18 protein-coding genes are annotated in these 22,979 nt (G+C 59.2%); 10 read left to right on the forward strand and 8 right to left on the reverse strand.

What is annotated here, in order from left to right; translation table 11 throughout:
• The first annotated feature begins 7 nt into the window (after positions 1–7).
• The 5 genes from MUN80_RS08225 to MUN80_RS08245 all read left to right on the forward strand — a co-directional run bounded on the left by MUN80_RS08225 (position 8) and on the right by MUN80_RS08245 (position 9,033).
• On the forward strand, positions 8–1,519 hold the full coding sequence (locus MUN80_RS08225; RefSeq protein WP_244722130.1) for a RagB/SusD family nutrient uptake outer membrane protein: 1,512 nt from the start codon (positions 8–10) through the stop codon (positions 1,517–1,519).
• Positions 1,520–1,676: 157 nt separating this feature from the next.
• Positions 1,677–3,959: a glycoside hydrolase family 3 C-terminal domain-containing protein gene (locus tag MUN80_RS08230; RefSeq protein ID WP_244722145.1), complete on the forward strand. Its 2,283-nt coding sequence runs from the start codon at positions 1,677–1,679 to the stop codon at positions 3,957–3,959.
• A 104-nt stretch (positions 3,960–4,063) separates the two neighbouring features.
• Complete coding sequence (locus tag MUN80_RS08235; RefSeq protein ID WP_244722148.1) at positions 4,064–6,925, forward strand: TIM-barrel domain-containing protein; 2,862 nt, start codon at positions 4,064–4,066, stop codon at positions 6,923–6,925.
• Positions 6,926–7,151: 226 nt separating this feature from the next.
• A complete protein-coding gene (locus tag MUN80_RS08240) occupies positions 7,152–7,664 on the forward strand; it encodes a gluconokinase (RefSeq protein ID WP_244722150.1) in 513 nt (170 codons plus the stop codon).
• Positions 7,665–7,710: 46 nt separating this feature from the next.
• Positions 7,711–9,033, forward strand: coding sequence for a gluconate:H+ symporter (locus MUN80_RS08245; RefSeq protein ID WP_244722154.1), 1,323 nt, complete (start codon positions 7,711–7,713; stop codon positions 9,031–9,033).
• Between the two features lie 120 nt (positions 9,034–9,153).
• Here MUN80_RS08245 and pruA read toward each other — a convergent pair whose 3' ends face one another.
• Positions 9,154–10,824 carry an L-glutamate gamma-semialdehyde dehydrogenase gene (gene pruA, locus MUN80_RS08250; RefSeq protein ID WP_244722158.1) on the reverse strand — a complete coding sequence of 557 codons (1,671 nt, stop codon included), beginning with the start codon at positions 10,822–10,824 and terminating at the stop codon, positions 9,154–9,156.
• 384 nt (positions 10,825–11,208) lie between these two features.
• Positions 11,209–11,631, reverse strand: coding sequence for a response regulator (locus MUN80_RS08255; RefSeq protein WP_244722161.1), 423 nt, complete (start codon positions 11,629–11,631; stop codon positions 11,209–11,211).
• Positions 11,632–11,800: 169 nt separating this feature from the next.
• Between MUN80_RS08255 and MUN80_RS08260 the strand changes: the two genes are divergently transcribed.
• Positions 11,801–13,012, forward strand: coding sequence for a PAS domain-containing sensor histidine kinase (locus tag MUN80_RS08260; RefSeq protein WP_244722163.1), 1,212 nt, complete (start codon positions 11,801–11,803; stop codon positions 13,010–13,012).
• Between the two features lie 50 nt (positions 13,013–13,062).
• Here the strand turns inward: MUN80_RS08260 and MUN80_RS08265 are convergent, their stop codons facing one another.
• Entirely contained in the window at positions 13,063–13,614 is a 552-nt protein-coding gene (locus MUN80_RS08265; protein WP_244722165.1) for a hypothetical protein, read from the reverse strand.
• Positions 13,615–13,862: 248 nt separating this feature from the next.
• Here MUN80_RS08265 and MUN80_RS08270 point away from each other — a divergent pair, with 248 nt between their 5' ends.
• A complete protein-coding gene (locus MUN80_RS08270; protein WP_244722167.1) occupies positions 13,863–16,961 on the forward strand; it encodes a lantibiotic dehydratase in 3,099 nt (1,032 codons plus the stop codon).
• Positions 16,962–16,967: 6 nt separating this feature from the next.
• Here MUN80_RS08270 and MUN80_RS08275 read toward each other — a convergent pair whose 3' ends face one another.
• Positions 16,968–17,699, reverse strand: coding sequence for a LytR/AlgR family response regulator transcription factor (locus MUN80_RS08275; protein WP_244722169.1), 732 nt, complete (start codon positions 17,697–17,699; stop codon positions 16,968–16,970).
• Positions 17,700–17,703: 4 nt separating this feature from the next.
• Positions 17,704–18,747, reverse strand: a complete 1,044-nt coding sequence (locus MUN80_RS08280; RefSeq protein ID WP_244722172.1) for a sensor histidine kinase — start codon at positions 18,745–18,747, stop codon at positions 17,704–17,706.
• A 227-nt stretch (positions 18,748–18,974) separates the two neighbouring features.
• Here MUN80_RS08280 and MUN80_RS08285 point away from each other — a divergent pair, with 227 nt between their 5' ends.
• Complete coding sequence (locus MUN80_RS08285; protein WP_244722175.1) at positions 18,975–19,142, forward strand: hypothetical protein; 168 nt, start codon at positions 18,975–18,977, stop codon at positions 19,140–19,142.
• Positions 19,143–19,316: 174 nt separating this feature from the next.
• On the forward strand, positions 19,317–20,516 hold the full coding sequence (locus tag MUN80_RS08290; protein WP_244722178.1) for a lanthionine synthetase LanC family protein: 1,200 nt from the start codon (positions 19,317–19,319) through the stop codon (positions 20,514–20,516).
• Between the two features lie 71 nt (positions 20,517–20,587).
• On the opposite strand, the gene MUN80_RS08295 is transcribed toward MUN80_RS08290, so the two are convergent.
• From MUN80_RS08295 to MUN80_RS08305, 3 genes are read right to left on the reverse strand one after another with little or no spacing between them, the layout of a single operon-like run.
• On the reverse strand, positions 20,588–21,301 hold the full coding sequence (locus MUN80_RS08295; RefSeq protein WP_244722180.1) for a YjjG family noncanonical pyrimidine nucleotidase: 714 nt from the start codon (positions 21,299–21,301) through the stop codon (positions 20,588–20,590).
• A gap of 12 nt (positions 21,302–21,313) precedes the next feature.
• Entirely contained in the window at positions 21,314–21,631 is a 318-nt protein-coding gene (locus MUN80_RS08300) for a (2Fe-2S) ferredoxin domain-containing protein (protein WP_244722182.1), read from the reverse strand.
• A 43-nt stretch (positions 21,632–21,674) separates the two neighbouring features.
• Complete coding sequence (locus MUN80_RS08305; protein WP_244722185.1) at positions 21,675–22,064, reverse strand: ArsR/SmtB family transcription factor; 390 nt, start codon at positions 22,062–22,064, stop codon at positions 21,675–21,677.
• Between the two features lie 111 nt (positions 22,065–22,175).
• Here MUN80_RS08305 and MUN80_RS08310 point away from each other — a divergent pair, with 111 nt between their 5' ends.
• Entirely contained in the window at positions 22,176–22,865 is a 690-nt protein-coding gene (locus tag MUN80_RS08310) for a carboxypeptidase-like regulatory domain-containing protein (protein WP_244722187.1), read from the forward strand.
• The last annotated feature ends 114 nt before the right edge of the window (positions 22,866–22,979 follow it).

The raw sequence follows: 22,979 nt of genomic DNA on the forward strand, positions 1-22,979 counted from the left end.
GACGACTATGTTGCAAAAACCCACTACTCTCCTGCGTAAAAACACGCTGCTTTTGGCCCTGAGCTCCCTGGGCCTGCTCAGCAGCTGCGGCAAAGACTTTCTCGACCTGCAGCCCCGCAATGCCGTAACCACCGAAATCTTCTACAAAACCCAGAACGACGCCATTCAGGCCACCAACGCCGCCTACTCCCAGCTTAGCCAGAACGGGATGTTCAACTATTCGCTCTGGGGCATCGGCGACGTAATGTCGGACAACTCCTTCCTGGGAGGGGGCGGGGCCGCCGATGGCGTTGAGTTTCAGCAGCTCGACAACTTCACCATTCCGGCTACCAACCCGCTCACGACCAGCCACTGGCAGCGCGCTTACCTGGGCGTGGGGCAGGCCAACCAAGTGCTGGCCCGGGTGCCGGCCATTGAAATGGATGCCGCCATCAAAAACCGCTGCCTGGGCGAAGCAGCCTTTCTGCGGGCTCTGTACTACTTCTACCTCGTGCGGGGCTTCGGCGACGTACCTCTGGTGCTGACGCCCCCGCAGTCGGCCGCTGAAGCCGCCAGCCTGAGCCGCACGCCGGCCGCCCAGGTCTACGCCCAGATTGAGAAAGACCTGCTCGACGCCAGCACCAAGCTGCCTGCCTCCTACACCGGCGACGACCTGGGCCGGGCCACCAAGTGGTCGGCGCTGGGTTTGCTGGCCAAGGTGTATCTGACGGAGAAAAAAATGCCCGAGGCTGCCGCCCAAGCTAAGGCCGTTATTGCCGGTTCGGGCAAAAGCCTGTGGACCAACTACGGCGACAATTTCAAGGTGGAAAACGAGAACGGGCAGGAGTCCTTGTTTGAGGTGCAGTTCAAAAACGGCCTGAGCAGCTATTCTACCGACGGACCCGGCTCGGTCATGAACGAGTTCTGGGGAGCCCGCTTCTTCGGCACACCCTACGTCGTATCGTCGGGGGGCTACGGGTTTAACATTCCCGAGAAGGAGTTTGTGGACGGTTACGAGCCCGGCGACCTGCGCAAGGGTCCCACGGTGTTCGTGCCCGGCGACAAGTACCCCGACGGACAGGTGCAGCCTGCTTCCCTCGTCGGTGACCCATTTGGCTTCAACATCCGCAAGTTTTTTGTGGGCACCGTGAACGTGAACAACTGGGACTCGCCCCTGAACGTGCCCATTCTGCGCTTAGCGGAAATCTACCTGATTCTGGCCGAGGCCTCCGGCCCAACCGCCGAAGGCCTGGAGGCCATCAACAAGGTGCGGCGCCGCGCGTTTGGCTTGCCCATCAATTCGCCTTCGGCCAAAGACCTCACGGCCGCTACTCCCAACTTCGACGCGGCCGTGCTGCGGGAGCGGCGCTACGAGCTGGCCTTCGAAATGGACCGGTGGTATGACCTGAAGCGCACCGACAATCTCGTCAAGACGATGAATGCCCAGGGCAAACCCGCCAAAGACTTCAACAACCTGCTACCCATTCCGCAGTCGGAGCGCAATGTGAATCCGAATCTGACCCAAAACCCCGGCTACTAAGTTTCTGGCCGTAGCAACTGGCTACGGCACCCCGTTTGGTGGGAAAAGTGGCGTCTGGCAACGGGCGCTGCTTTTCCCCGGCGGTAACCTGGCTCTGGCCCCGCAGCGGGCCACGGCGCCGGGCGAAACCCCGCGTAACCTTCTACCTCTTACTCGTATGCTTTACAAATCCCCCCGTTTTGCGGCTCTGCTGGGCACTGCCGTCTGTTCTGCCATGATGAGCGTCTACGTTGCCCAAAGCAAGTCGAGTCCGACTACCAAGAAGCCCGCGCCCAAGGAAAATCAGCAGGCTCGCCTTACCGCCAATGACGACAAGGTAAACGCCCTGCTCAGCAAGCTGACGCTGGAAGAGAAAATCAAGATGGTCCACGCCGTATCGTCGTTCAACTCGGGCGGTGTGGAACGGCTCAATATTCCCGAGCTGGAAACCTCCGACGGCCCGCACGGGGTGCGCTTCGAGCACGGCCGGGGCTGGACGGCCCAAAAAGGCGTGGACGACGCCGGCACGTATTTGCCGACCAACAACACCCTGGCCTCGACCTGGAACCCGGCCCTGGGCTATGCCTACGGCGCGGTGCTGGGTTCGGAAGCCAACTACCGCGGCAAAGACGTAATTCTGGGTCCCGGCATCAACATTATCCGGGCCCCCTTGAACGGGCGCAACTTCGAGTACCTGAGCGAAGACCCCTTCCTGGTGTCGAAAATGGTAGTGGGCTACATCAAGGGCGTGCAGGATCAGGGCGTGTCGGCCTGCGTGAAGCACTACGCGGCCAACAACCAGGAAATTCACCGCAACGACGTGGACGTGGATATGAGCGAGCGGGCCCTGCGCGAAATTTACCTGCCGGGCTTCAAGGCCGCAGTTCAGGAAGGTGGGGTGAACACGCTGATGGGTTCTTACAACAAGTTTCGCGGCACCTTTGCCACCGAAAATGCCTACCTGATGAACGACATCCTGAAAAAGGAGTGGGGCTTCAACGGGGTCGTCATGAGTGACTGGGGCTCGGTGCACAACACGATGAACGCCTTGCGCAACGGCACTGACCTGGAAATGGGCACCGACCTGGTGCTGGCCTACCAGGGCACCTCCCAGACTTCGGGCAGCATCAACAAGGAAAAGCTCAGCGAAACGGTTTACGACCGGTTTTACCTGGGCAATCCGGCCCTGGAAGCCGTGAAGAAAGACCCGAGCCTGCAGCCTCTGCTCGACGACAAGGTGCGCCGGATTCTGCGGATAATGTACGCTACCAACATGCTCGACGGGGCCAAGCGCAAGGCCGGCGCCTACAACACTAAGGAGCACCAGGCCACTGCTTTGAAAGTAGCCGAGGAGGGCATTGTGCTGCTCAAAAACGACGGCAACATTCTGCCCCTGAAGAAAACCGTGAAGAGCGTGGCTGTTATTGGGGCCAACGCTACCCGCGAAAATGCTATGGGCGGCGGCAGTGCCCAGGTGAAGGCCAAGTATGAAATTACGCCCCTGCAAGGCTTGAAAAACGCCCTGGGCACCAAGGCCAAGATTACCTACGCGCCCGGCTACAAAGTGGCGCGGGGCCAGCAGGCCGACGCCAAGCTGATTGCCGAAGCCGTAGCTGCCGCCAAAGCCTCGGAAGTGGCCATCATCGTCGGTGGCTGGATTCACGGCTTCGACTACAGCGTCTGGGATGAAAACGCCTACGACGCCGAAAGCGTGGACAAGCCCGACATGAACATGCCCTTCGGCCAGGACGAGCTGGTAAAGGCTGTGCTTAAGGCCAACCCCAACACGGTAGTCGTGCTCATGGGCGGCGGCCCGATTGACGTATCGGCCTGGGCCGGCCAAGCCAAAGGCATTGTGGAAGCCTGGTACCCCGGTATGGAAGGTGGCAACGCCCTGGCCCACATCCTGTTTGGCGACGTGAACCCCTCGGGTAAGCTGCCTCTGACGTTTCCGGTGAAGCTGGAAGACTCGCCGGCCCACAAGCTGGGCGAATACCCCAGCACGCCCGGCAACCCGCTCAAGCAGTTCTACAAGGACGACATCTTCGTGGGCTACCGGTACTTCGATACCTACAAAGTGGCTCCGCAGTTTGCCTTCGGCCACGGCCTGAGCTATACCACCTTCAAGTACGACAAGCTGACCGTAACGCCCGGCAACCAGAGTGCCACCGTGAAGCTGACCGTGACCAACACCGGCAAAACCGCCGGGGCCGAAGTGGTGCAGGTGTACGTGCACGACGACCAGGCTGCCGTGAATCGCCCCGAGAAGGAGCTCAAAGGCTTCGATAAGGTCTTCCTCAAGCCCGGCGAGTCGAAGACGGTGACCGTAAACCTCGACTCGAATGCTTTCCAGTACTACGACGAGGGCAAAAAGCAGTGGGTGCTGGAGCCGGGTAAGTTCGACGTACTCGTCGGCAGCTCCTCCCGCGACATTCGTCTCACCAGCAACGTGACCCTGTAAGCAAACCCAGGCCGTCCAATTTCTTCCGCCACTGGGCACGTCTGCTCGTGCTTGGGTGGCGGAAGAAAACGGACGGTTTTGGGTAGGCCCCTTACCTACTTTTTATGGGTGAATATTATTTCCGTGCTTGTATCCTAGCTGGCGCTATTCTGCTGCCTGCCGTTACCACCCTGGCCCAACAAGCCCTGGTGCAGCGGCAGGCAGATGGCATTATAGTGCATCTGCCCCGCCGCCACGACAACGACCCACGCACGGTCCGCCTGCAGGTACTGTCCGACCAGATTATCCATGTGCAGGCAAGTCCGCAGGAAAGCATAGCCGCGCCACCCAGTTTGATGGTCGTGGAGCAGCCGCCTACTGCCGTGAAGTGGCAGTATAAGGAGAAAAAAGGCGTAGGCACCATCAGTACCGGCGCGCTACGGGCTACAGTTTCGCTCAGCACCGGCGAGGTCAGCTTCTTTGATGCTCAGGGCCAGTTGGTACTCCAGGAGCGGCCGGGCGGCGGCAAAACCTTCCGGCCCATCGTGGCCGACGGGCAGCCGCTCTACCAGCTGGAACAGGTCTTCGACTCGCCGGAAGGGGAGGGACTCTACGGCCTGGGCCAGCACCAGAACGGGGTGATGAACTACCGCGGCCAGCAGGTAGAGCTGGCCCAGAACAACACCGATGTAGCCGTGCCCTTCCTTGTATCGAGCCGCAACTATGGTCTGCTCTGGGACAACTACTCCATCACCAAAGTCGGGGACACGCGCGACTACCAGCCGCTTTCCTCGCTCAAGCTGTATGCCAAGGACGGCACCCAGGGCTGGCTTACAGCTACCTACGTGCGTAAGGACAAGCCCACCGAAGTACTGATACAGCGGCCCGAGTCGGTGCTGAGTTACGAATACTTGGAAGACCAGAAAAACTTCCCGGCCGGCCTCAAGCTGGGTAACACGCTGGTCAGTTGGGAAGGCTCAATTGAGTCGGGCACGGCCGGCCTGCACCATTTCCTGCTCAAGAATGCCGGCTACGTGAAATTATATGTCGACGGCAAGCTGCAGGTGGACAAGTGGCGGCAGGCCTGGAATCCGGGCACTTCCGTCGTGGCCCTCAACCTGGAAGCCGGCCGGAAATACCCCATTAAACTTGAGTGGAACCCCGACGGCGATGAATCTTACCTGGGCCTGAAGTGGCTGAGTCCTTTGGTCGGCCAAAGTCAGCACGAGTTTGGGTTGGCTTCCGAAGCCGGGCAAAGCCTGGATTACTACTTCGTGCACGGCCAGAACCTAGACGAAGTTATCAGTGGCTACCGGCAGCTGACGGGCAAGGCCCCGATGGTGCCGCGCTGGGCTATGGGCCTGTGGCAAAGCCGGGAACGGTACAAAACCCAGCAGGAAATGCTGGACGTGGCCGCCGAGTTTCGCCGCCGCCGCATCCCCATCGACAATATCGTGCTCGACTGGTCGTACTGGAAACCGGCTGAGTGGGGCAGCCAGGAGTTTGACCCCAGTCGCTTTCCCAACCCCGACGGCCTGATTAAAACCCTGCACGACGAGCACAACCTGCACTTCATGATTTCGGTGTGGGCCAAGTTTTACGAGGGCATCCCGGCCTACCGCGACTTTCAAAGCAAGGGCTACCTCTACCCGCGCAACATTGCCAACCGCACCAAGGACTGGATTGCGCCCGGCTACACCTCCACGTTTTACGACGCCTTCAACCCCCGGGCCCGCCAAGCCTTCTGGGAGCTAATGAACACCAAGCTCTTCACCAAGGGAATCGACGCCTGGTGGATGGACGCCTCCGAGCCCGACATCTACTCTAACACCTCGGTGCCCACGCGCAAGGAACTGATGACCCCCACCTTCCTGGGCTCGGCCACGCAGTATTTTAACGGCTTTCCGCTTCAGAACGCCAAGGGAATCTACGAGGGCCAGCGGCAGACGGCGCCCAACCAGCGGGTGTTCCTACTCACCCGCTCAGGCTACGCCGGCTCCCAGCGCTACGCGGCGGCCATCTGGAGCGGCGACATTGGCTCCCGCTGGGAAGATTTCCGCAACCAGATTCCAGCCGGCCTGAATTTGTCCCTCTCGGGCATTCCGTACTGGACCACCGACATCGGGGGCTTTGCCGTGGAGCGGCGCTACGAAAAGCCCAACGCTGCCGACCTGGAAGAGTGGCGGGAGCTGCAGGCGCGCTGGTTTCAGTTTGGGGCCTTCTGCCCATTGTTTCGGGTGCACGGGCAGTACCCGTTTCGCGAAATGTTCAACGTTGCGCCGGAAACCCATCCGGCCTACCAAAGCATGCTCTACTACGACCAGCTGCGCTACCGTCTGATGCCGTATTTCTACTCCCTGGCCGGCCGGGTGCACCACGAAAACTACACCCTGATGCGGGGTCTGCAGATGGATTTTGCCGCCGACCCCAACGTGCGTAGCATCGGCAGCCAATATATGTGCGGGCCTAGCCTGCTGGTCAGCCCCATCACCGACTACCAGGCCCGGGAAAAGTCGCTGTATTTGCCGGCTGGCACGGGCTGGTATAACTTCTACACCGGTCAGCACCAGGCCGGCGGCCGGCAAGTAGTGGAGGCGGCTCCGCTGGAAAGAATGCCGCTCTTCGTGCCCGAAGGCGCCATTCTGCCCTTCGGCCCCGAAATTCAGTACGCCGCCGAGAAGCCCGCCGACCCGCTGACGCTCTACGTCTACACCGGCCGCGACGGCCAGTTTACGCTCTACGAAGACGAGGACGTGAACTACAATTACGAAAAGGGCGCCTTTGCCACTATTCCGCTGCGCTACGACGATAAGGCCCGGACCCTGACCATCGGGGCCCGGCAGGGTGCGTTTCCGGGCATGACGACCCAGCGCACGTTTCGGGTGGTAGCCGTCAGCAAAGCCCACCCCGTACCCGCCGACCTTACCCAAGCCTCGGGCCAAACCGTCAGCTACTCCGGACAGGCCGTGACCGTGCCGGTAGAATAAAGTATAGCGGGTATCAGAGTAATGGGTAGTACTGAACGGTGAAAACAGGCTGCTTGCTGAGCGGGTGGTCCGGCAGTAGAGTGGTGCGTGAATGAGCTGCGAAAGAGGTTGCCTCTGCAAGGGCAGCACCTTCCGTAGCTCCCACGGCTAGCCAAAGCCGGCTGGGATGTACCTTGTATCCAGCTTTCTTTTTCTTCAAACCCGCATAGCAACTTCCCTCTTAAGCATGTCAGCCAGCCAGGTTTTTATCATTATGGGCGTATCGGGTAGTGGCAAAACCACGGTGGGCCGCCTGCTGGCGCAAACGCTGGAGCTGCCTTTCTTCGATGCCGACGACTTTCACTCGCCCGAAAACATAGCCAAAATGCAGGGCGGCACCCCGCTCACCGACGACGACCGGCAGGGCTGGCTAGCCCGCCTGGCCTCCAGCATTGAAGGATGGAGCCAGGGGCCGGGCGCCGTGCTGGCCTGCTCAGCCCTGAAGGAAAAGTACCGCCAGCAGCTCAGTGCCGCCGATTCTCAGCCTATTGCCTGGACGCTGCTGGATGGCCCGCCGGAACTGGTGCGCCGGCGGCTGGAAGGGCGGCAAGGCCACTACATGAACCCGGCCCTGCTGGACTCGCAGTTTGCAACCCTGGAGCGGCCGGCCTACGCGCTGTGCCTGCCCATCGACGCTGCTCCGGAATACCTGGTAAACCGGATAGTTGCTCATTTCAACAAGGCCGATTCGCCAGCTTAATGCCCCCATTACCCTTGACTCCATTTAGCCCAAGTAAGCTTCCTGTATGCCCTTCGTGATTCTGCTACTGGCCGTGCTGGCCTTGATTGGGCTCATCAGCTGGGCGAAAGTGCATCCGTTTCTGGCGTTTCTGCTAGTCTCACTCGGGATAGGAGTAGCCCTGGGCCTGCCAACGCCTAAGTTGCTGGCGGCCGTGTCGCAGGGTTTGGGCGAAACCCTGGGCTCGGTACTGATTGTCATTGTGCTGGGCGCTATGCTGGGTAAAATCGTGGCCGAAAGCGGAGCCGCCCAGCAGATTGCCGCCGCCCTGATTGCTGCCTTCGGCACCCGCTACATTCAGTGGACGCTCATGGTTGTGGGCTTTATTATCGGTATTCCGCTGTTCTACAACGTGGGCTTCGTGCTCATGATACCGCTCATCTTTTCGGTGGTCTATAAGTACCGGCTGCCGGCTGTATTCGTGGGGCTGCCCATGCTGGCGGCGCTTTCCGTGATGCACGGTTTTCTGCCGCCCCACCCGTCCCCCACGGCCTTAGTAGCCCAGTTTCACGCCGACCTAGGCCTGACCTTCTGCTACGGCCTGCTCATTGCGGTGCCGGCCATCATCCTGGCCGGACCGGTGTACGCCCAGACGCTGCGCCACATTGTGGCTGCCCCGTTGGCGGGGTTTGTGGCCGATACCCGCCCCGAAAGTGCCTTACCGGGCCGACTGAACAGCTTTCTATCGTCGTTGCTGCCCGTGCTGCTGCTGGCGCCGGTGCTGGGCTTGCAGGCGGTATTGCCCGCCGATACTGCGGCGGCCTCGGTGCTGACGTTTCTGGCCGAGCCGGTGGTGGTCATGCTGCTTGCCGTCGGGGTGGCCACCATTAGCCTGGGCATCCGGCAGGGCAGGAGCCTGGCGGCGGTAATGGATGCCTATTCAGCTTCGGTGAAGGATGTAGCGCTGATTCTGCTTATCATCGGTGGGGCCGGGGCCTTCAAGCAGGTGCTGGTAGCCAGCGGCATCAGCGGCGCTATTGCCGCGGGCCTACTCGATACCGGGGTGCCGCCGTTGCTGCTGGGCTGGCTGATTGCCGCCGCCATCCGGGTAAGTTTGGGCTCGGCCACCATTGCCGGCCTGACGGCTGCCGGCGTGATGCTACCCACCATGGCCCAGTCGCACGCCAACCCCAACCTCATGGTGCTGTCCATCGGGGCCGGCAGCCTGCTGTTGTCACACTTCAACGACGCGGGCTTCTGGCTTTTCAAGGAGTATTTCAACCTTTCCGTGCGCGACACGCTGCGCTCCTGGACCGTGATGGAAACCATCGTCTCGGTGGTTGGGTTGGCGGGCGTGCTGCTGCTCGACTGGCTGCTGCCGCTGCTGTAGCAGCTGCTGCTAAATCGGAAGTCTGCTTGTAGCAGCACTCAGGATTTGCCTTGTCACGAATCACCAAAAAGGCCGCTCCGGAATCCTGGAGCGGCCTTTTTGGTGTCTTGCAGAATCAGCTTAGAAGCCGCCCTGACCCGTTACGTTCAGGTTTTCGCCGGTGTCCACGCCCAGGAAGGGGTAGCGGTAGTCGACGGGCGTCACGAAGGTTTCCTTGATGGCACGCGGCGACACCCAGCGCAGCAGGTTCAGCATCGAGCCGGCCTTGTCGTTGGTACCGGAGGCACGGGCGCCGCCGAAAGGCTGCTGACCAACCACGGCGCCAGTGGGCTTATCGTTGATGTAGAAGTTGCCGGCCGCGTGCACCAGCTTCTTCGAGGCCAGATCAATGGCGTAGCGGTCCTGGGCGAAGATGGCGCCGGTCAGGGCGTAGGGCGAAGTGCCGTCCACCAGGTCCAGGGTCTTCTCGAAGTCCTGCGAATCGTAGACGTGCAGGGTCAGCACGGGGCCGAAGAGCTCCTCGCACATGGTCACGTACTGCGGGTTCTTGGTCACAATCACCGTGGGCTCGATGAAATAGCCTTTCGACTTGTCGTGGCCGCCGCCAGCAATGATTTCCACCGAGTCGTCGGCTTTGGCGGCATCGATGTAGCGGGCCAGCTTGTCGAAGGAAGCCTCGCTGATAACGGCGTTGACGAAGTTGGAGAAGTCTTCCACGTCGCCCATCTTGATGGACTTCAGATCTTCCTGCACGTAGCCTTTCACCTCGTCCCAGATGTTGCTGGGAATATAGGCGCGCGAGGCGGCCGAGCATTTCTGACCCTGGAACTCGAAGGCGCCGCGGGTAATGGCGGTGGCTACCTGGCGCGGGTGAGCCGAGTGGTGGGCCAGGATAAAGTCCTTGCCGCCGGTTTCGCCCACGATACGCGGGTAGCTCTTGTACTTGTGAATGTTCTGGCCGATGGTCTTCCAGATGTTCTGGAACACGCCCGTCGAGCCGGTGAAGTGGATGCCGGCAAAGTCGGGGTGGTTGAAGATAACGTCGCCGGTGGTGGGGCCATCCACATACACTAGGTTGATGACGCCGTCGGGCACGCCAGCCTCTTTAAACAGCTCCATCAGCACCTGGGCCGAGTAGATCTGGGTGTAGGCGGGCTTCCACACCACCACGTTGCCCATCATGGCCACGGACGTGGGCAGGTTGCCGGCAATAGAGGTGAAGTTGAAGGGCGTGAGGGCAAACACGAAGCCTTCCAAAGGGCGCTGCTCCAGGCGGTTCCACATGCCGGGCAGGCTCTCGGGCTGCTGCTTGTAGATTTCCTGCATGAAGAACACGTTGAAGCGGAAAAAGTCGATCAGCTCGCAGGCCGCGTCGATTTCCGCCTGGAAGGCATTCTTGCTCTGACCCAGCATAGTGGCCGCGTTGATACGGGCCCGGTAGGGGCCGGCCAGCAGCTCAGCGGCTTTCAAGAAGATAGAAGCGCGGTGCTCCCAGGGCAGCTCGGCCCACTGGGTGCGGGCGGCCAGGGCGGCGTCAATGGCCTGCTGCACGTGGGAGGCGTCGCCCTCGTGGAAGTAACCCAACACGTGCTGGTGGTCGTGGGGCGGGGTAATTTTCTGGGTGTTGCCGGTCCGGATTTCCTGGCCCCCGATGTGCATCGGAATGTCAACCTGCTGCTTCTTGAGGTCTTTTAGGGCCTGTTGCAGCTCGGCGCGCTCCTTGGAGCCGGGCGCGTAGCCTTTGACGGGTTCATTGATCGGGGTCGGGACGTTGAAAAAGCCGTTGGCCATAGCGGAAAAGGGGTTGGTTTTGTTTTATCGGAGAGTGGGGAGCACAAAGGTAGAGAGAAAGGCGGTGTGCCCCGGCCATCAGGAGCATTCCAAAGCCAAGGGCAAGCATCCGGCTACTACTGGCCCCACCGTATCTGGTGGCCTTTCAGCGCTGCAGGGTGTCAGTCGGCCCGACCAGCCAGGAATCAGTGGCGCAAACCTGCCCGGTAACGCTGCCGTTGCCCCAACCCAGGGCCAGCTTGCCCTCAAGGAGCCGTTACTGGCCAGTACTAGGAAAGAGTGCCCGCCAGCGCGAAAGCTAGTTCACGCTGGCGGGCACTGTTGGAAAAGAAGCAAAAATACCCCGCCTGAGCCATTGGCCGCCCTAACGCTAAGGCTGGCGGGCTAGCTGGCCGGAAACTGCCGCTGGTAATGCAGCTTGAGAATGGTGTCCATTTTCTCCTTGGTCAGGGGCTTGCTGACCAGGCCTGCCACGGGCAGCTCATCAATCCGGTTTAAGTCCTGCGAGTGCATGGAGGCTGTGTGCAGTACAATCACCACGGCTTCCTGCTGGGCCTGGGACAGGCCCTGGTAGGCTTCTAGAAACGTCATGCCGTCCATTCCCGGCATCTTGATATCCAGCAGTACGAGCACCGGGCTCAGGGGCGTGGCACTGGCACTGATTTCATCGAGTACCATCAGCGCCTCAGCGCCGTCACGGGCGCTAAGATACTGCTCGGCTACATTCAAATCTTTGAGCAGACGTTCGTTGAGCGTATTCGTCATTTGGTCGTCATCGACCAGCAATACACTGGATAGCTTTTTCATGATACTGAGTATGGCTACGAAACCGCGCCCAGGACCGGGTAGTTCTGAAATGGCAAAACTAATATCTTCCGGGTAGGAACTGCCCGGGGGCATTTGGTCGGTTATCCTTTTTCTGCGTAAGCGCCAGAACGGGCTTTCTCTGCCTAAACCAGTGCCTTACGTTTGTTGTATGACTTCTCGTTCTCCTAAGCCGACTTCGCTTGATGCTCAAACGGCCCAGGTAAAAACTCTGCAGCAGAAAAACACTCGCCTGCAGAAGCAGAAGTCGGTGGCCGATGAGCAGCAGGCCGTTGCTGAACGCTATAAGCGCAGCCAGGACCGGTTCCGCACTGTCTTTGAGAACTCCCCGCTGGGCCAGAAAATCATTGGCTCCGACCTGTGCATCCGGCAAGCCAATCAGGCGCTGGCGGGCATGCTGGGCCTGAAAAGCCCGGCCAAGGTGGTAGGCCGTAAAATCATGGACTTTGCCCATCCCGACTTTGTACAGGATTGGGAAAAGCTGCAGCAGCGGCTTTGGGACCACAAAGAGCCCAGCTTTGTGCTGGAAACCTGCCTGGTGCGCCACGATAAGTCGTCTTTCTGGTGCCGGGTGACGTCGGTGCTCTTCCCCGACGATGAGGGCGAGTTAGGCTATACCACGCTGGAAGACATAACTGAGCGCAAGAAACTAGAGCTGGCCAACCAGCAGCTCTACGATACCCAGGAAACTATTCTGCAGCTGGCGGCTCACGATTTGAAAAGCCCCATTCACAACATTGAAATGATTATGACGCTGCTGCGGCGTCACGCCGGGATTCTTAGTATCGACTCGGCTACGGCCCGGCAAGATGTGCAGGAGCTAATTGTGCTGGTGGAGCAGGCCTGCGGCAAGGCCAATGCCCTGCTGCGCGACGTGATGTTTCTGGGGCAGCTGGAGGCTACCCGCTCGGTAAAGCACCGCACCAACCTAGGCTCTTTTCTGGACAAGCGCATGGCCGTGTTCCGCCTCTCCGCCCTGGAAAAGGGCATTCAGCTCCGGCTGGAGCTGCCCAAAACGCTTTTACACGCCAACATTCACGCCGACAAGTTTGGCCGTATTCTCGACAATTTGCTTTCCAACGCCCTGAACTTTACGCCCGCCGGAGGAAAGATTCGCGTGGGGCTGCGCAAGGTAAAGGGGCGCATCCGGCTCGTAGTGCACGACACCGGACTAGGCATTCCGGAAGCGCTGCAGCCCCACGTGTTCGACAAGTTTACCTCCGCTTCCCGTCCCGGCCTCTACGGTGACACGACTACGGGCCTGGGGCTATTTATCACCAAGCAGATCGTGGAAATGCACCAGGGCAAAATATGGCTCGAAAGCAAGGAAAACGAGGGCACCACCTTCTTTATCGACTTGTAAGGACGACTTTCCCGCGCTGAAAGCCGGCCGCAAACAGCAGTGCCGGCCTTCTACAACAAGGGCAGCACCAGTTGCTTGACCTGCTGCTGGAGCTGCTCGCGGCTGCCTGAGTTGTGCAGCACGGCCGTAAACTGCCCGTAAGTGTCCATCACCGTTTCGCTGGGGTGGTTGTCGTCGCGGGTGCCGTCGCCCTGCTGCTTGAGCGGGTCGCCTTCCACGCGCAGCATGATGCCGCCCCGGTCCAGGATGGGCTGGGCCTCGTTGGGAAAGCGCACATCGGGCACGAGCACGCACTGCCCGGGCGGCAGGCGGGCAAAAAAGGCCTTGACCCAGATTTCGTAGTCCCAGGCCCGCAGCGCCCCGCCTACCTGCTGCAGCATTTCGCCGCGGGTGCGGCCAAAATCGGGCAGCAGCTCTGCCTTGCCCCGCTGGTGGTAGTACGGTGCCGTTTCTTCGCCGGCCAGCGTGGCGCACACGGCCTTGATGGCGTCGCCGAAGGAAAGGATCTGCCAGTTGCGTTCGGGCTGAAGCTGCTGCAGCAAGCGGGCCACGGTGTCTTTGCCGCTACCGCGCTTGCCGGAAAGACCAATGAGCTGAACCATAGGAAGTCGGGGGATGGAAAAGGCCGCAAGGTCCGATGGGTTTTGCTGGCTTCCAATTACCGACCAGTTTTTGGCGTAGTTCCGGCTTGGTGGGGAGTAGAAATAATAAAATATAGTCGAGCTGCTACGTTTTGTTGATGAAAATGTTTTGTGCAATTTGATGATCCGGAAATCCAAGGCTTTGGCCGCTCAACGATTGAGGCGCTTGGTCACCTGCTTCGCCATCCCACTTATTGCGCTACTTGCTGATGAAACACCTCTACCATTTTCATCCCAACCTCGTTTTACGTACCCCCGCCGCCCCTTTCGATAGTAGCTTCGATGGGGCCACGCTGCAAAGCCAGCTGCAGGACACCGGCTTTATGGAAGCACTATACCTGGCTTCCCCCGATTTGTGCCAGGAGTGCCGCAAGTGGCAGAGCGGCGAGCTGACCGACCCCAAGAAGATTGAGAAGCTGCAAAGCACCGTAGCGCGCTACTACGCCCGCATGAGCAGCCGCTGCACGCCGTTTGGCCTGTTTGCAGGGTGCTCGGTGCTGCAATGGGGCCCGGCTAGCCGCATAACCCTGGCCTCCGAGCACAACTCCCGCCACACCCGCCTCGATATGCACTACCTGTGCGCCCTGGCCTACCAGATTTCGGAGCTGACGGCGGTAAAAGAGCGGATTCGATATTTTCCTAACACCAGTATCTACCAGATCGGGCAGGAGGTGCGCTACATCGAGCACCACTTCGTGCAGGACGAGCGGGTGCACCAGATCAGCTCGGCGGCGGCTTCAGACACGTTGCGGCAGGTCATCGAAGCCAGCCAGCCGGGCCAAACCCGCCGGGAGCTGGCCCAGCTGCTGGCCGAAAACGACGACGAGCTGCCGCCCGCCCAAGCTTACATCGACCAGCTGATCCAGGCCCAGGTGCTGGTCAGTGAGCTGGAGCCCACCGTTACTGGTCCCGAGTTTTACACCCACCTGCAATCTGTGCTGGCCCGCCTGCAGGCCGCCGCACCCAATGCCGAAATTCAGGCCTTGCAAGCCACCCTGCAAGAGGTGGCCGAGCTGCTGCACCGCCTCGACCAGAACACGGTAAATTCGGCAGCTGCCTACGAGCAAATCGTGGCGGCCCTGCTCCCGCTGGGTATTCCGATTCAAAAGAACAAGCTGTTTCAGACTGATTCCATCCGTGGCCTGGAGCCCACTGCCACACTCAGCACCGCCGTGCAGGACCAGCTGCTCGAAGCCCTGGACGTGCTGACCTATCTGGCCACGCCCCACCGCAACGAGCGGCTGGAAGACTTCAAGGAGCGGTTTCAGGCGCGCTACGAGGGCCAGGCCGTACCGCTACTCGAAGCCCTCGACAACGAAAGTGGTCTGCGCTACTCCGATTTTGGCAAAAGCACCTATTCGCCCCTGGTCCACGACCTGGCCCTGGGCGGGCAAAGCAGCAAGGGCCGCTCTTTGCGCCAAAACGAGGTGCAGCACTTCATGTACCAAAAGCTGCGCGAAGCCGACCGCAACCACCAGTACAGCGTGGAAATTACCCGGGCCGAGGTGCAGGACTTCACGGCCGTAACCAACCCGCTGCCGCCGTCCCTGCCGGTGATGTTCCGTCTGCTCGATGACGGGCAGGTTCTGCTCGAAAACGCAGGCGGCTCCAGCGCCGTCAACCTGCTGGGCCGCTTTGCCCATGCCGACAGCCGGATTGAGGAGATTATCCGGGAAGTAACCCGGCACGAGCAAGACCAGAACCCAGGCGTGGCCTTTGCTGAAATAGCCCATTTGCCGGTGAGCCGCGTGGGAAATATTCTGCTGCGGCCCGCGTTTCGCGACTTCGAAATTCCCTATTTGGCTCAGTCGGGACGGCCGGCGGAAGACCAGATCCGTCTCCAGGATTTGACTCTGGCCATGCAGGGCCAGCAACTGGTGCTTCGTTCCCGCCTTACCAACCAGGTTATTGTGCCTCGCCTGAGCACAGCCCACAACTTTGCCCACCACGCCCTGCCGGTGTACGAGTTTTTGTGTGATCTGCAAACCCAGGGCCTGCAGCACCAACTGGGCTTTTCGTGGAGCGCGGTGTCACTCTACGCCAAGTTTTTGCCCCGCCTCACTTTCCGCCAAGTAGTGTTGCAGGCAGCCTCCTGGCAGCTCGACCGCGCCGACCTGCGCGACCTGCTGGCGGCTTCGGCGGCCGAAGTGGAAGCCCGTTTGCTCGAATTTCGCCCCCGCTGGCAGCTGCCGCGCTTTTTCACCCTGGCCGACGGCGACAACGAGCTGCTCGTGGATGCCGATAACCCCACCAGCGTGGCCGTGTGGCTGGGCGCCATTCGAAGCCGGCCGGTGGTCAAGCTCAAGGAGTTTCTGTTTGCCGGCGCGGCTAGCCCCGTGCAAGACGCCCAGGGGCGGGCCTATGTACACCAGCTTGTGGCGCTGCTGTTGCGCAAGGCGCCCTGCTACACAGCGCTGGGCCGAACCCAGATGAGCCAGCACACCGAGGTGGTGCGGGAGTTTTCGATGGGCTCGGAGTGGCTCTATTACAAGTTCTACTGCGGTCAGAAAGTAGCCGACCGGGTGCTAATCGACGTTATCCGGCCCCTCACCGAGGAGCTCTTGCGCCAGGAGCTGATTGATAAGTGGTTTTTCATTCGCTATGCCGACCCGGACAATCACATTCGTCTGCGCCTGCACCTGCCCGACGTGCAGCGCATCGGCAGCATCGTGCACTTGGTCAATGCCTGCGTGCAGCCCTACGTGAGCAACGGCTACATCTGGAAAACCCAGATTGACACCTACCGGCGTGAGCTGGAGCGCTACGGCTCAAGTAGCATAGAGCTGTCCGAGTCCTTGTTTTTCGAAAACAGCCGAGCCGTGCTGGCCATGCTGGCCGAAACCGCCGGCGACGACAGTGCCAACCTCTGGGTGTGGGGCCTGCACCAGATTGACGAGCTGCTCGATGCCTTCGACTACCCGCTGACCGAAAAGCTAGCCCTGCTGCACTCCCTGAAGGAAAGCTTCGGCCGCGAGTTTGGGATGGATAAAAACCTGAAGCTGCAACTCGATGCCAAGTACCGCAGCTACCGCCCCACGATTCAGCAGGCGCTATGGCAGCAGGAGCTGGCGGGTGGCACCACGCACAAGCAGCGGGTGCGCAGCCTTGCCCAGCAAATCAATGCCTTGGGCCGGCAGGGTGCTCTGGAAGTAGAGCTGCCCAGCCTGCTGAGCAGCTACATTCACATGCTGCTCAACCGCCTGATTCCGGTGGATGCCCGCCTGCACGAAATGGTGCTCTACGACTTTCTGCACCGGCAGTACCAGTCGCAGCAGGCCCTGCAAAAAAGCGCGCCCATAACGGCCTAGCCGCCGTTACTTCTTCCCTCCCATGACCTTTTCCTGCAACGCCTCAAAAAAGGCGTTGCGGTAGGTTTCGCCCAGCGGCACGTAGGCCTTCATGTCCTTAAACAGAATCTGGTTGCCGTCCAGTGCCTTGATTTTGTTTAAGGATACGATGTAGGATTTATGCACCCGCATAAAGTTTTTGGGGGGCAGTCGGTCTTCCAGGTCCTTGATATTCAGCAGGGTAACAATACGGTCGTCGGCGGTATTGATGGAGATGTAATTCTTCATTCCTTCGACGAATACAATTTCATCGAAGTTGACCTTGGTCATCTTGCCCTTGCTCTCCGTTTTCACGAAAATGTAGTCATCCTCCTTTTCGGCGGTCTGCCAGCGGGCGGTGCTGTCCATGGAGGTGTTCAGGGCTTTTTGAGCCGCTTTCAGAAACCGCTCGAAGGCAATGGGTTTGAGCAGGTAGTCAAGGGCTTCGAGTTCAAAGCCTTCCACGGCAAACTCGCTGTAGGCCGTGGTCAGGATGACTTTGCTCTTGCCCTTGAGCAAGCGCATAAAATCCAGGCCCGAAATCTGGGGCATGTGAATATCCAGGAAAATCAGGTCGATGGCCTGATCCTGCACAATACTCAACGCCTCAATCGGATTGGTTGTACTGCCCGCCAGTGTCAGGAAAGGGGTTTTATCGATAAACGTCTTCAGAATGTCGATGGCACCCTGTTCGTCATCCACTATCAGGCAGGAAATCATTGGCTTAGAGGTCAATGGTGAGTTGGCAGGTGTAGAACTCCGGCTCGTTGGTTACGATCAGCGCATAGCGGTCCGGATAAACAATATCTAACCTTTTCTGAGTATTTACAAGCCCGATACCGGTGGTTTTCTCCTTTGGACCATGCCGTTTCTTGTTAGAAGTCAAAAAGTGCAGCCGATTGTTTTCCGTTTTTATTCGGATGAGCAGCGGGGCCGCAGGGTCATTCAGCTCCCCATGCTTAAAGCAGTTTTCGACGAAGGTGATGAGGATCAGGGGCAGAATCATCAGAAACTGCAGGCTGCCGATTATCTCAAACCGAATCTGCAGGCGGTTGCTAAAGCGTAGCTGGTTGATGGCAATGTAGTTTTGTAGGTGCTGCACTTCCTTTTCCAGCATCACCTTGCCGTTGTTGTCGTCGTCCTTGAGGGCGTAGCGCATGATGTCCGAGAGCAGCAGGATGCCCTTGGCCGTATCTTCGGAGTGTGGATACGCCTGGGCGTAAAGGAAATTCAGGGCGTTGAAGAGAAAGTGCGGATTGATCTGACTTTTGAGAAACGCCAAGTCGGCCTCCATCAGGCTGCGCTCCGCCGTCCGCAACTGCTCCTCATTGAGTCGTTTTTGCTTTTCGAGCCGGACGGCGTTGCGGGAAAACCAGTAGCCAAAGCTCAGCAGCAGAAAGTAGATACCCCGGTAGAGAGTAATCATCCAGAACGTCATGGCCGTGGTATAGGGCGAGAGCAGCCTATCCGTGATGCGGGGCAGTAGATACACGGCTACTCCGTAGCGCAGCATGCCATAAAAGCCTAGTAGGACTACAACGCCTGCAGCGTACGCCACGTAGGCCCGGCGGGCAAAGAAATAGGGCAGCAGGAACAGGCTATTCGCATAAAACACCAGCGCAATCAGCGCGAAGTAGGAGCCCGTTTCCCAAAAATTAATGGTTATGTTGCTTGTAATGAACAAGAAGGCCGACTCGTACCCAATGTAGCCCAGCCAGATGAACAGGTGAATAAGAACGGACTTGGCTTTGAAAGGAGACAAGGGCATGTGACATTAGATGAACAACTACCCAACGCTAAGCCGCACAGGTAGCAGACAAAGAAAATACCAAGGAAACCAGGCAGGAAGGTACCGCGAAAATTCAGGGTTGGTGTATCTGAACCCGCGGTTGGTGTAATATTTTACCAGCTTCCGAACCTTGCCAGTATGTTTGTTTCACTCCACAGCAAAGTATATCACTTCTCTCACAACCACCTCTCACTGTTCTAGATCCTATGAAAAACATCGACACCACCGCCAAATTCGATTTCAAAAAAACCACTATCACGGTATTCAGCAAGCAGCCTTCTCCCCAGGCCAAGTTATTCAGTGATGATGCCGAAACCTCAAGCTTGCCATGCGCTACGATTATCGTGGTAACGGGCATCTTCACCTCGTGCTAGTAAGCAGAGGGTACTACCGGTAGCTCTGGCAACGACTCAGTGAAGTGGGCCAGACACCAGCTCAACCAAAGCAATCCTTGAGGATCGGCTTCGGTTGAGCTGGTTGCCAATGTGAATCAATACCTTATTTCGGAGATAAGCAGCAGGGCCGGGCTTGACCTTTACTCCCCAGTCATGAATAGTAAGATGGGCAAGCCTTCTTTATCATCGGTGCACAAGGACAAGGACGGCCTGATAACTGGCTGGCGCGATATCCATACAATAGTGGCCAATAAAAGCAGCCACGGCGGCAATGTTTCCGAGCGGCTGGGGTATGCCGCTTATTACTATGCTGTATATCGGGTGTTTGGTCAGGAGCAGGATGCCATTCGGGCCAAGGAGCTGCTGAGCCAGCTGCTGATACTGCTGGCGCCCAGCGTGGCCGGCATATTGTCGCCCTCGCAGCTGAATAACTTGGTGGTGCTGGCCTGGCTGCATGCCGAAATGGTGCAGCACGCCGTACTCAGCACCGAAAACTCCGACCAGCTGGCTGAGTGGGACGTACGCCTGCTCACTGAAGCTACCGTTCTGATTGAAAATGCCAGCCACAACCGGGCCGACTTGCTGCGCATTGTGCGCTACTTCTACTTGCGCCTGCCCCAGCAGCTACAAGCCGGGCAGTGGGAGCAAGTGACGGGCCTTGTGGAGCGGATGCTGGCCGAAAAGGCTCTGGGCTTCCCGGGTGCCACCAAGCCCGGGGCCCCCGCTACGCGCCTGGGCCTGGCCGATGGGCTGGCGGGCGAGCTGCTGCTGCTCGTGCAGCTGGCCGAGCGCGGCACCTTGCGCGCGAGCCTCATAGAGCAGGTGCGGCAGGGCATTCTCTATATCCTGTCGGCCAAGCGGGAGGTCGATTTTTCGGAGAAGAAGTACGCCATCTTTCCCGCCGAAATTGGCCATGACCAGGAAGACGATGCCACCTTCAGCAACGAGCTAAGCTGGCGGGCCGGCGACCTGGGCCAGGCGCTGCTGTTCTACAAGGGATACGAGCTGCTGCAAGATGCCGAGCTGGTGCGCCTGGCCGAGCTAGTGGGCCTTAATACGCTGTTGCGCACCGACGTGCGCTCCACCGGCGTTACCACCGCCGAGTTTGGTACCGGGGCGGCCGGCGTGGCCCACCTGTACCGCAAGCTCTACCAGCTTACTGGGCACGAGGCCTACCGCAAGGGCTATAGCTACTGGCTCACCCAAACCCGCAGCTGGCTGAGCCACGAGCTGCACACGGATTTTTACCTGCACCGGGAGCACGACCTGCGCCAGGGCTTGGTCGGAGTTGGGTTGGTGCTGCTTTCGGCCATCAGTGAGCAGGAACTCAACTGGGACCGAGCGCTGCTGTAAGCTTCGAAGGACTAGTGGCCCAAAATCTGGCCCCGCCCCTGGAATCAGAATTCCGAGGGCAGGGCCGTTTGTTATAGAAACTCGCGTAGCTCGCTCAGGCAGCTGATTTCGTAGGTCGTGCTGGCAAAGTGGCGCCGCTTGTCGGGGTTGAAGTATACCTGGTCGATGCCGGCATTATAGGCACCCAGCACGTCGCACTCCAGATTGTCGCCTATCATCAGGCTTTCGGCGGCGATGGCCCCGGTGCGCTCCAGCGCGTGGCGGAACATGCGGGCATCGGGCTTTAGAAAGCCGCTGCACTCGGAGGTAATAACTTCCTGAAAGTAGTCAGTCAGCTTAGAGGAAGTGAGCTTGATATGCTGGATGTCCTTGAAGCCGTTGGTAATCAGGTGCAGCGTGTACTTGCCGTGCAGGTAGTCGAGCACCTCGTGAGTGAAGGGAAACACGGCCGACTTCTGCGGTAGGATGTCGGTGAACTGCTGGCTGATGTTGAAGGGTACATCAGCCTCGTCGACCCCGAGCTTGGTGAGCGTGCGCACAAACCGGACGCTGCGCAGCTGCTGCTGACTGATCTTGTTGCCCTGGTAGAGCCGCCACAGGGCGTGGTTTACGTCGCGGTACCGGCTGATGAACTCCTCGACGGTGAACGAGCCGAAGCGGCCCAGGTTGTGGTGGTCGAAGAGGGTGCGCAAGGTCTCTTCGGCATTCTTCTCGAAGTCCCACAGGGTATGGTCGAGGTCGAAGAACAGGTGGCGATATTGCTTGGCAGGGGCGGAGATGGGCACGGAAAGGGAGGGTTAGTCGAGCAACAGTCTTTTTACAACCCGGCCGTCGAGCAAATGATTCTGCACGATGTCGGCCGCATCCTTGGGCCTGACGTCGCCGTAGAGCGTGCCTTCGGGGTAGATGATGACGGCCGCGCCGGGGCCTTTTTTGCAGTTCTTACACACGTCGAGGCAGTTGCAGGTCTGGACCCTGGTTTTGCGCTTCACGCCGCCCAGAAGCAGACTTTTCAGCCCCTGCTTCTTGATTTCAATCTTGAGGGCACGGGCCACGTCCTTGCCGATTTCGTCTTTTTGGTTGTTGCACACAAACAGGTGGTAAGCCAGCGTCATAGGGAGGAGTTGCGAGGGGAAATAATGCAGCCGGAGCGCCGGATTAGGGCATGCCGGTCCAGCGGCGGTTTTGGAGCTTGTACGCGGCCAGCTCCCGGTTCGACCACAGCGTCTGGTAAATCTGCTGGTCGTGGGTGAGCTGGGCGTCCTTTTCCATTAAGGCCAACAGCTGGACCACCAAATCGGTTACTTCGTCCTTGATAAAGTAGAAAGCCCAGTTGTCGAGCCGCCGAAAATTCACCAAACCCGCATTTTTCAGATATAATAATTGCCGGGAGGTCTTGGTTTGGGTGAAGTCGAGCACCTGTTCCAGGTCAGAAATGCACATTTCCTGGTTGCGCCACAGCAAATGCAGGATGCGTACCCGCGAATCGTCACCAAAAGCTTTGAATAGTTGTTGACCGAATGCAACGCTGAAGTGTTTTAGGCGCATCTTTTGTCTGAAAGGCGAAGCAGGCTTGTGGGCTGGGGTAGGAACAAATTTACACCAACCCGGGCTTCTACCCTTGAAAGAGCCGTATTATTGTAGTCTGTAATGCCTTGTATGTCTGGTAGTGTTCGAATTCCTTCTTCGTGGCTGGTTTTGGTGCTGGTCATCTTCGCCCTGCTTGGGTTGAGCCCCACTAGGGCCCAGGCCCAGGGGCAGCGCCGCGTGGTGCAGTTTACCGGTATCATTGCCACCGGCGACTCGCTGCTGGGCGTGCCCGGGGCCACCGTATTTGTGCCCAAAGCCGGCCGCGGCACGGCCACCAACGCCTACGGCTACTTCTCCTTGCCCGTGCTCACCGGCGACAGTATCGTGATTCGCTCCCTGGGTTACCGCAACCAGACGGTGGTCATTCCGCCCGACTACCAGCGCCAGAGCTACTCGGTGATTGTGCAGCTCAAGGAAGACGCCACGATTCTGCCTGAGGTGCGCATCTTCCCCTATGCCACCGAAAAGGAGTTTAAGCGCGCTTTTCTGGCCCTGAAGCTGCCCAAGGAGCGGGGCTCGGCCATGGCCGACAACCTCAACGAGCAGGTGTTGCGCCGCATCTTTAACAACGCACCGGTCACCAGCATGGGCAACTACCGCCAGACCATGCAGAGCCAGCAAAACGACCAAGCCCGGCGCATGGGCACCGCGCCCACGCCCCAAACCAACAACCCGCTGCTGAACCCCTTCAGCTGGCTGCAGCTCATCAACCAGATCAAGCAGGGCGAATTCAAGAAAAAGGAAGGCGTCGATTATTAATCTGCCGCGCCCAGAAAAACCAGAAAGCTCGCAGAAACGCGGGCTTTCTGGTTTTTAGGCCGTTACCTACAGCTTGGAAAGCAGCTGAACGGTAACCAGAACGGTGCTTTTGGG

Source organism: Hymenobacter cellulosivorans (assembly GCF_022919135.1).
Taxonomy (GTDB): domain Bacteria; phylum Bacteroidota; class Bacteroidia; order Cytophagales; family Hymenobacteraceae; genus Hymenobacter; species Hymenobacter cellulosivorans.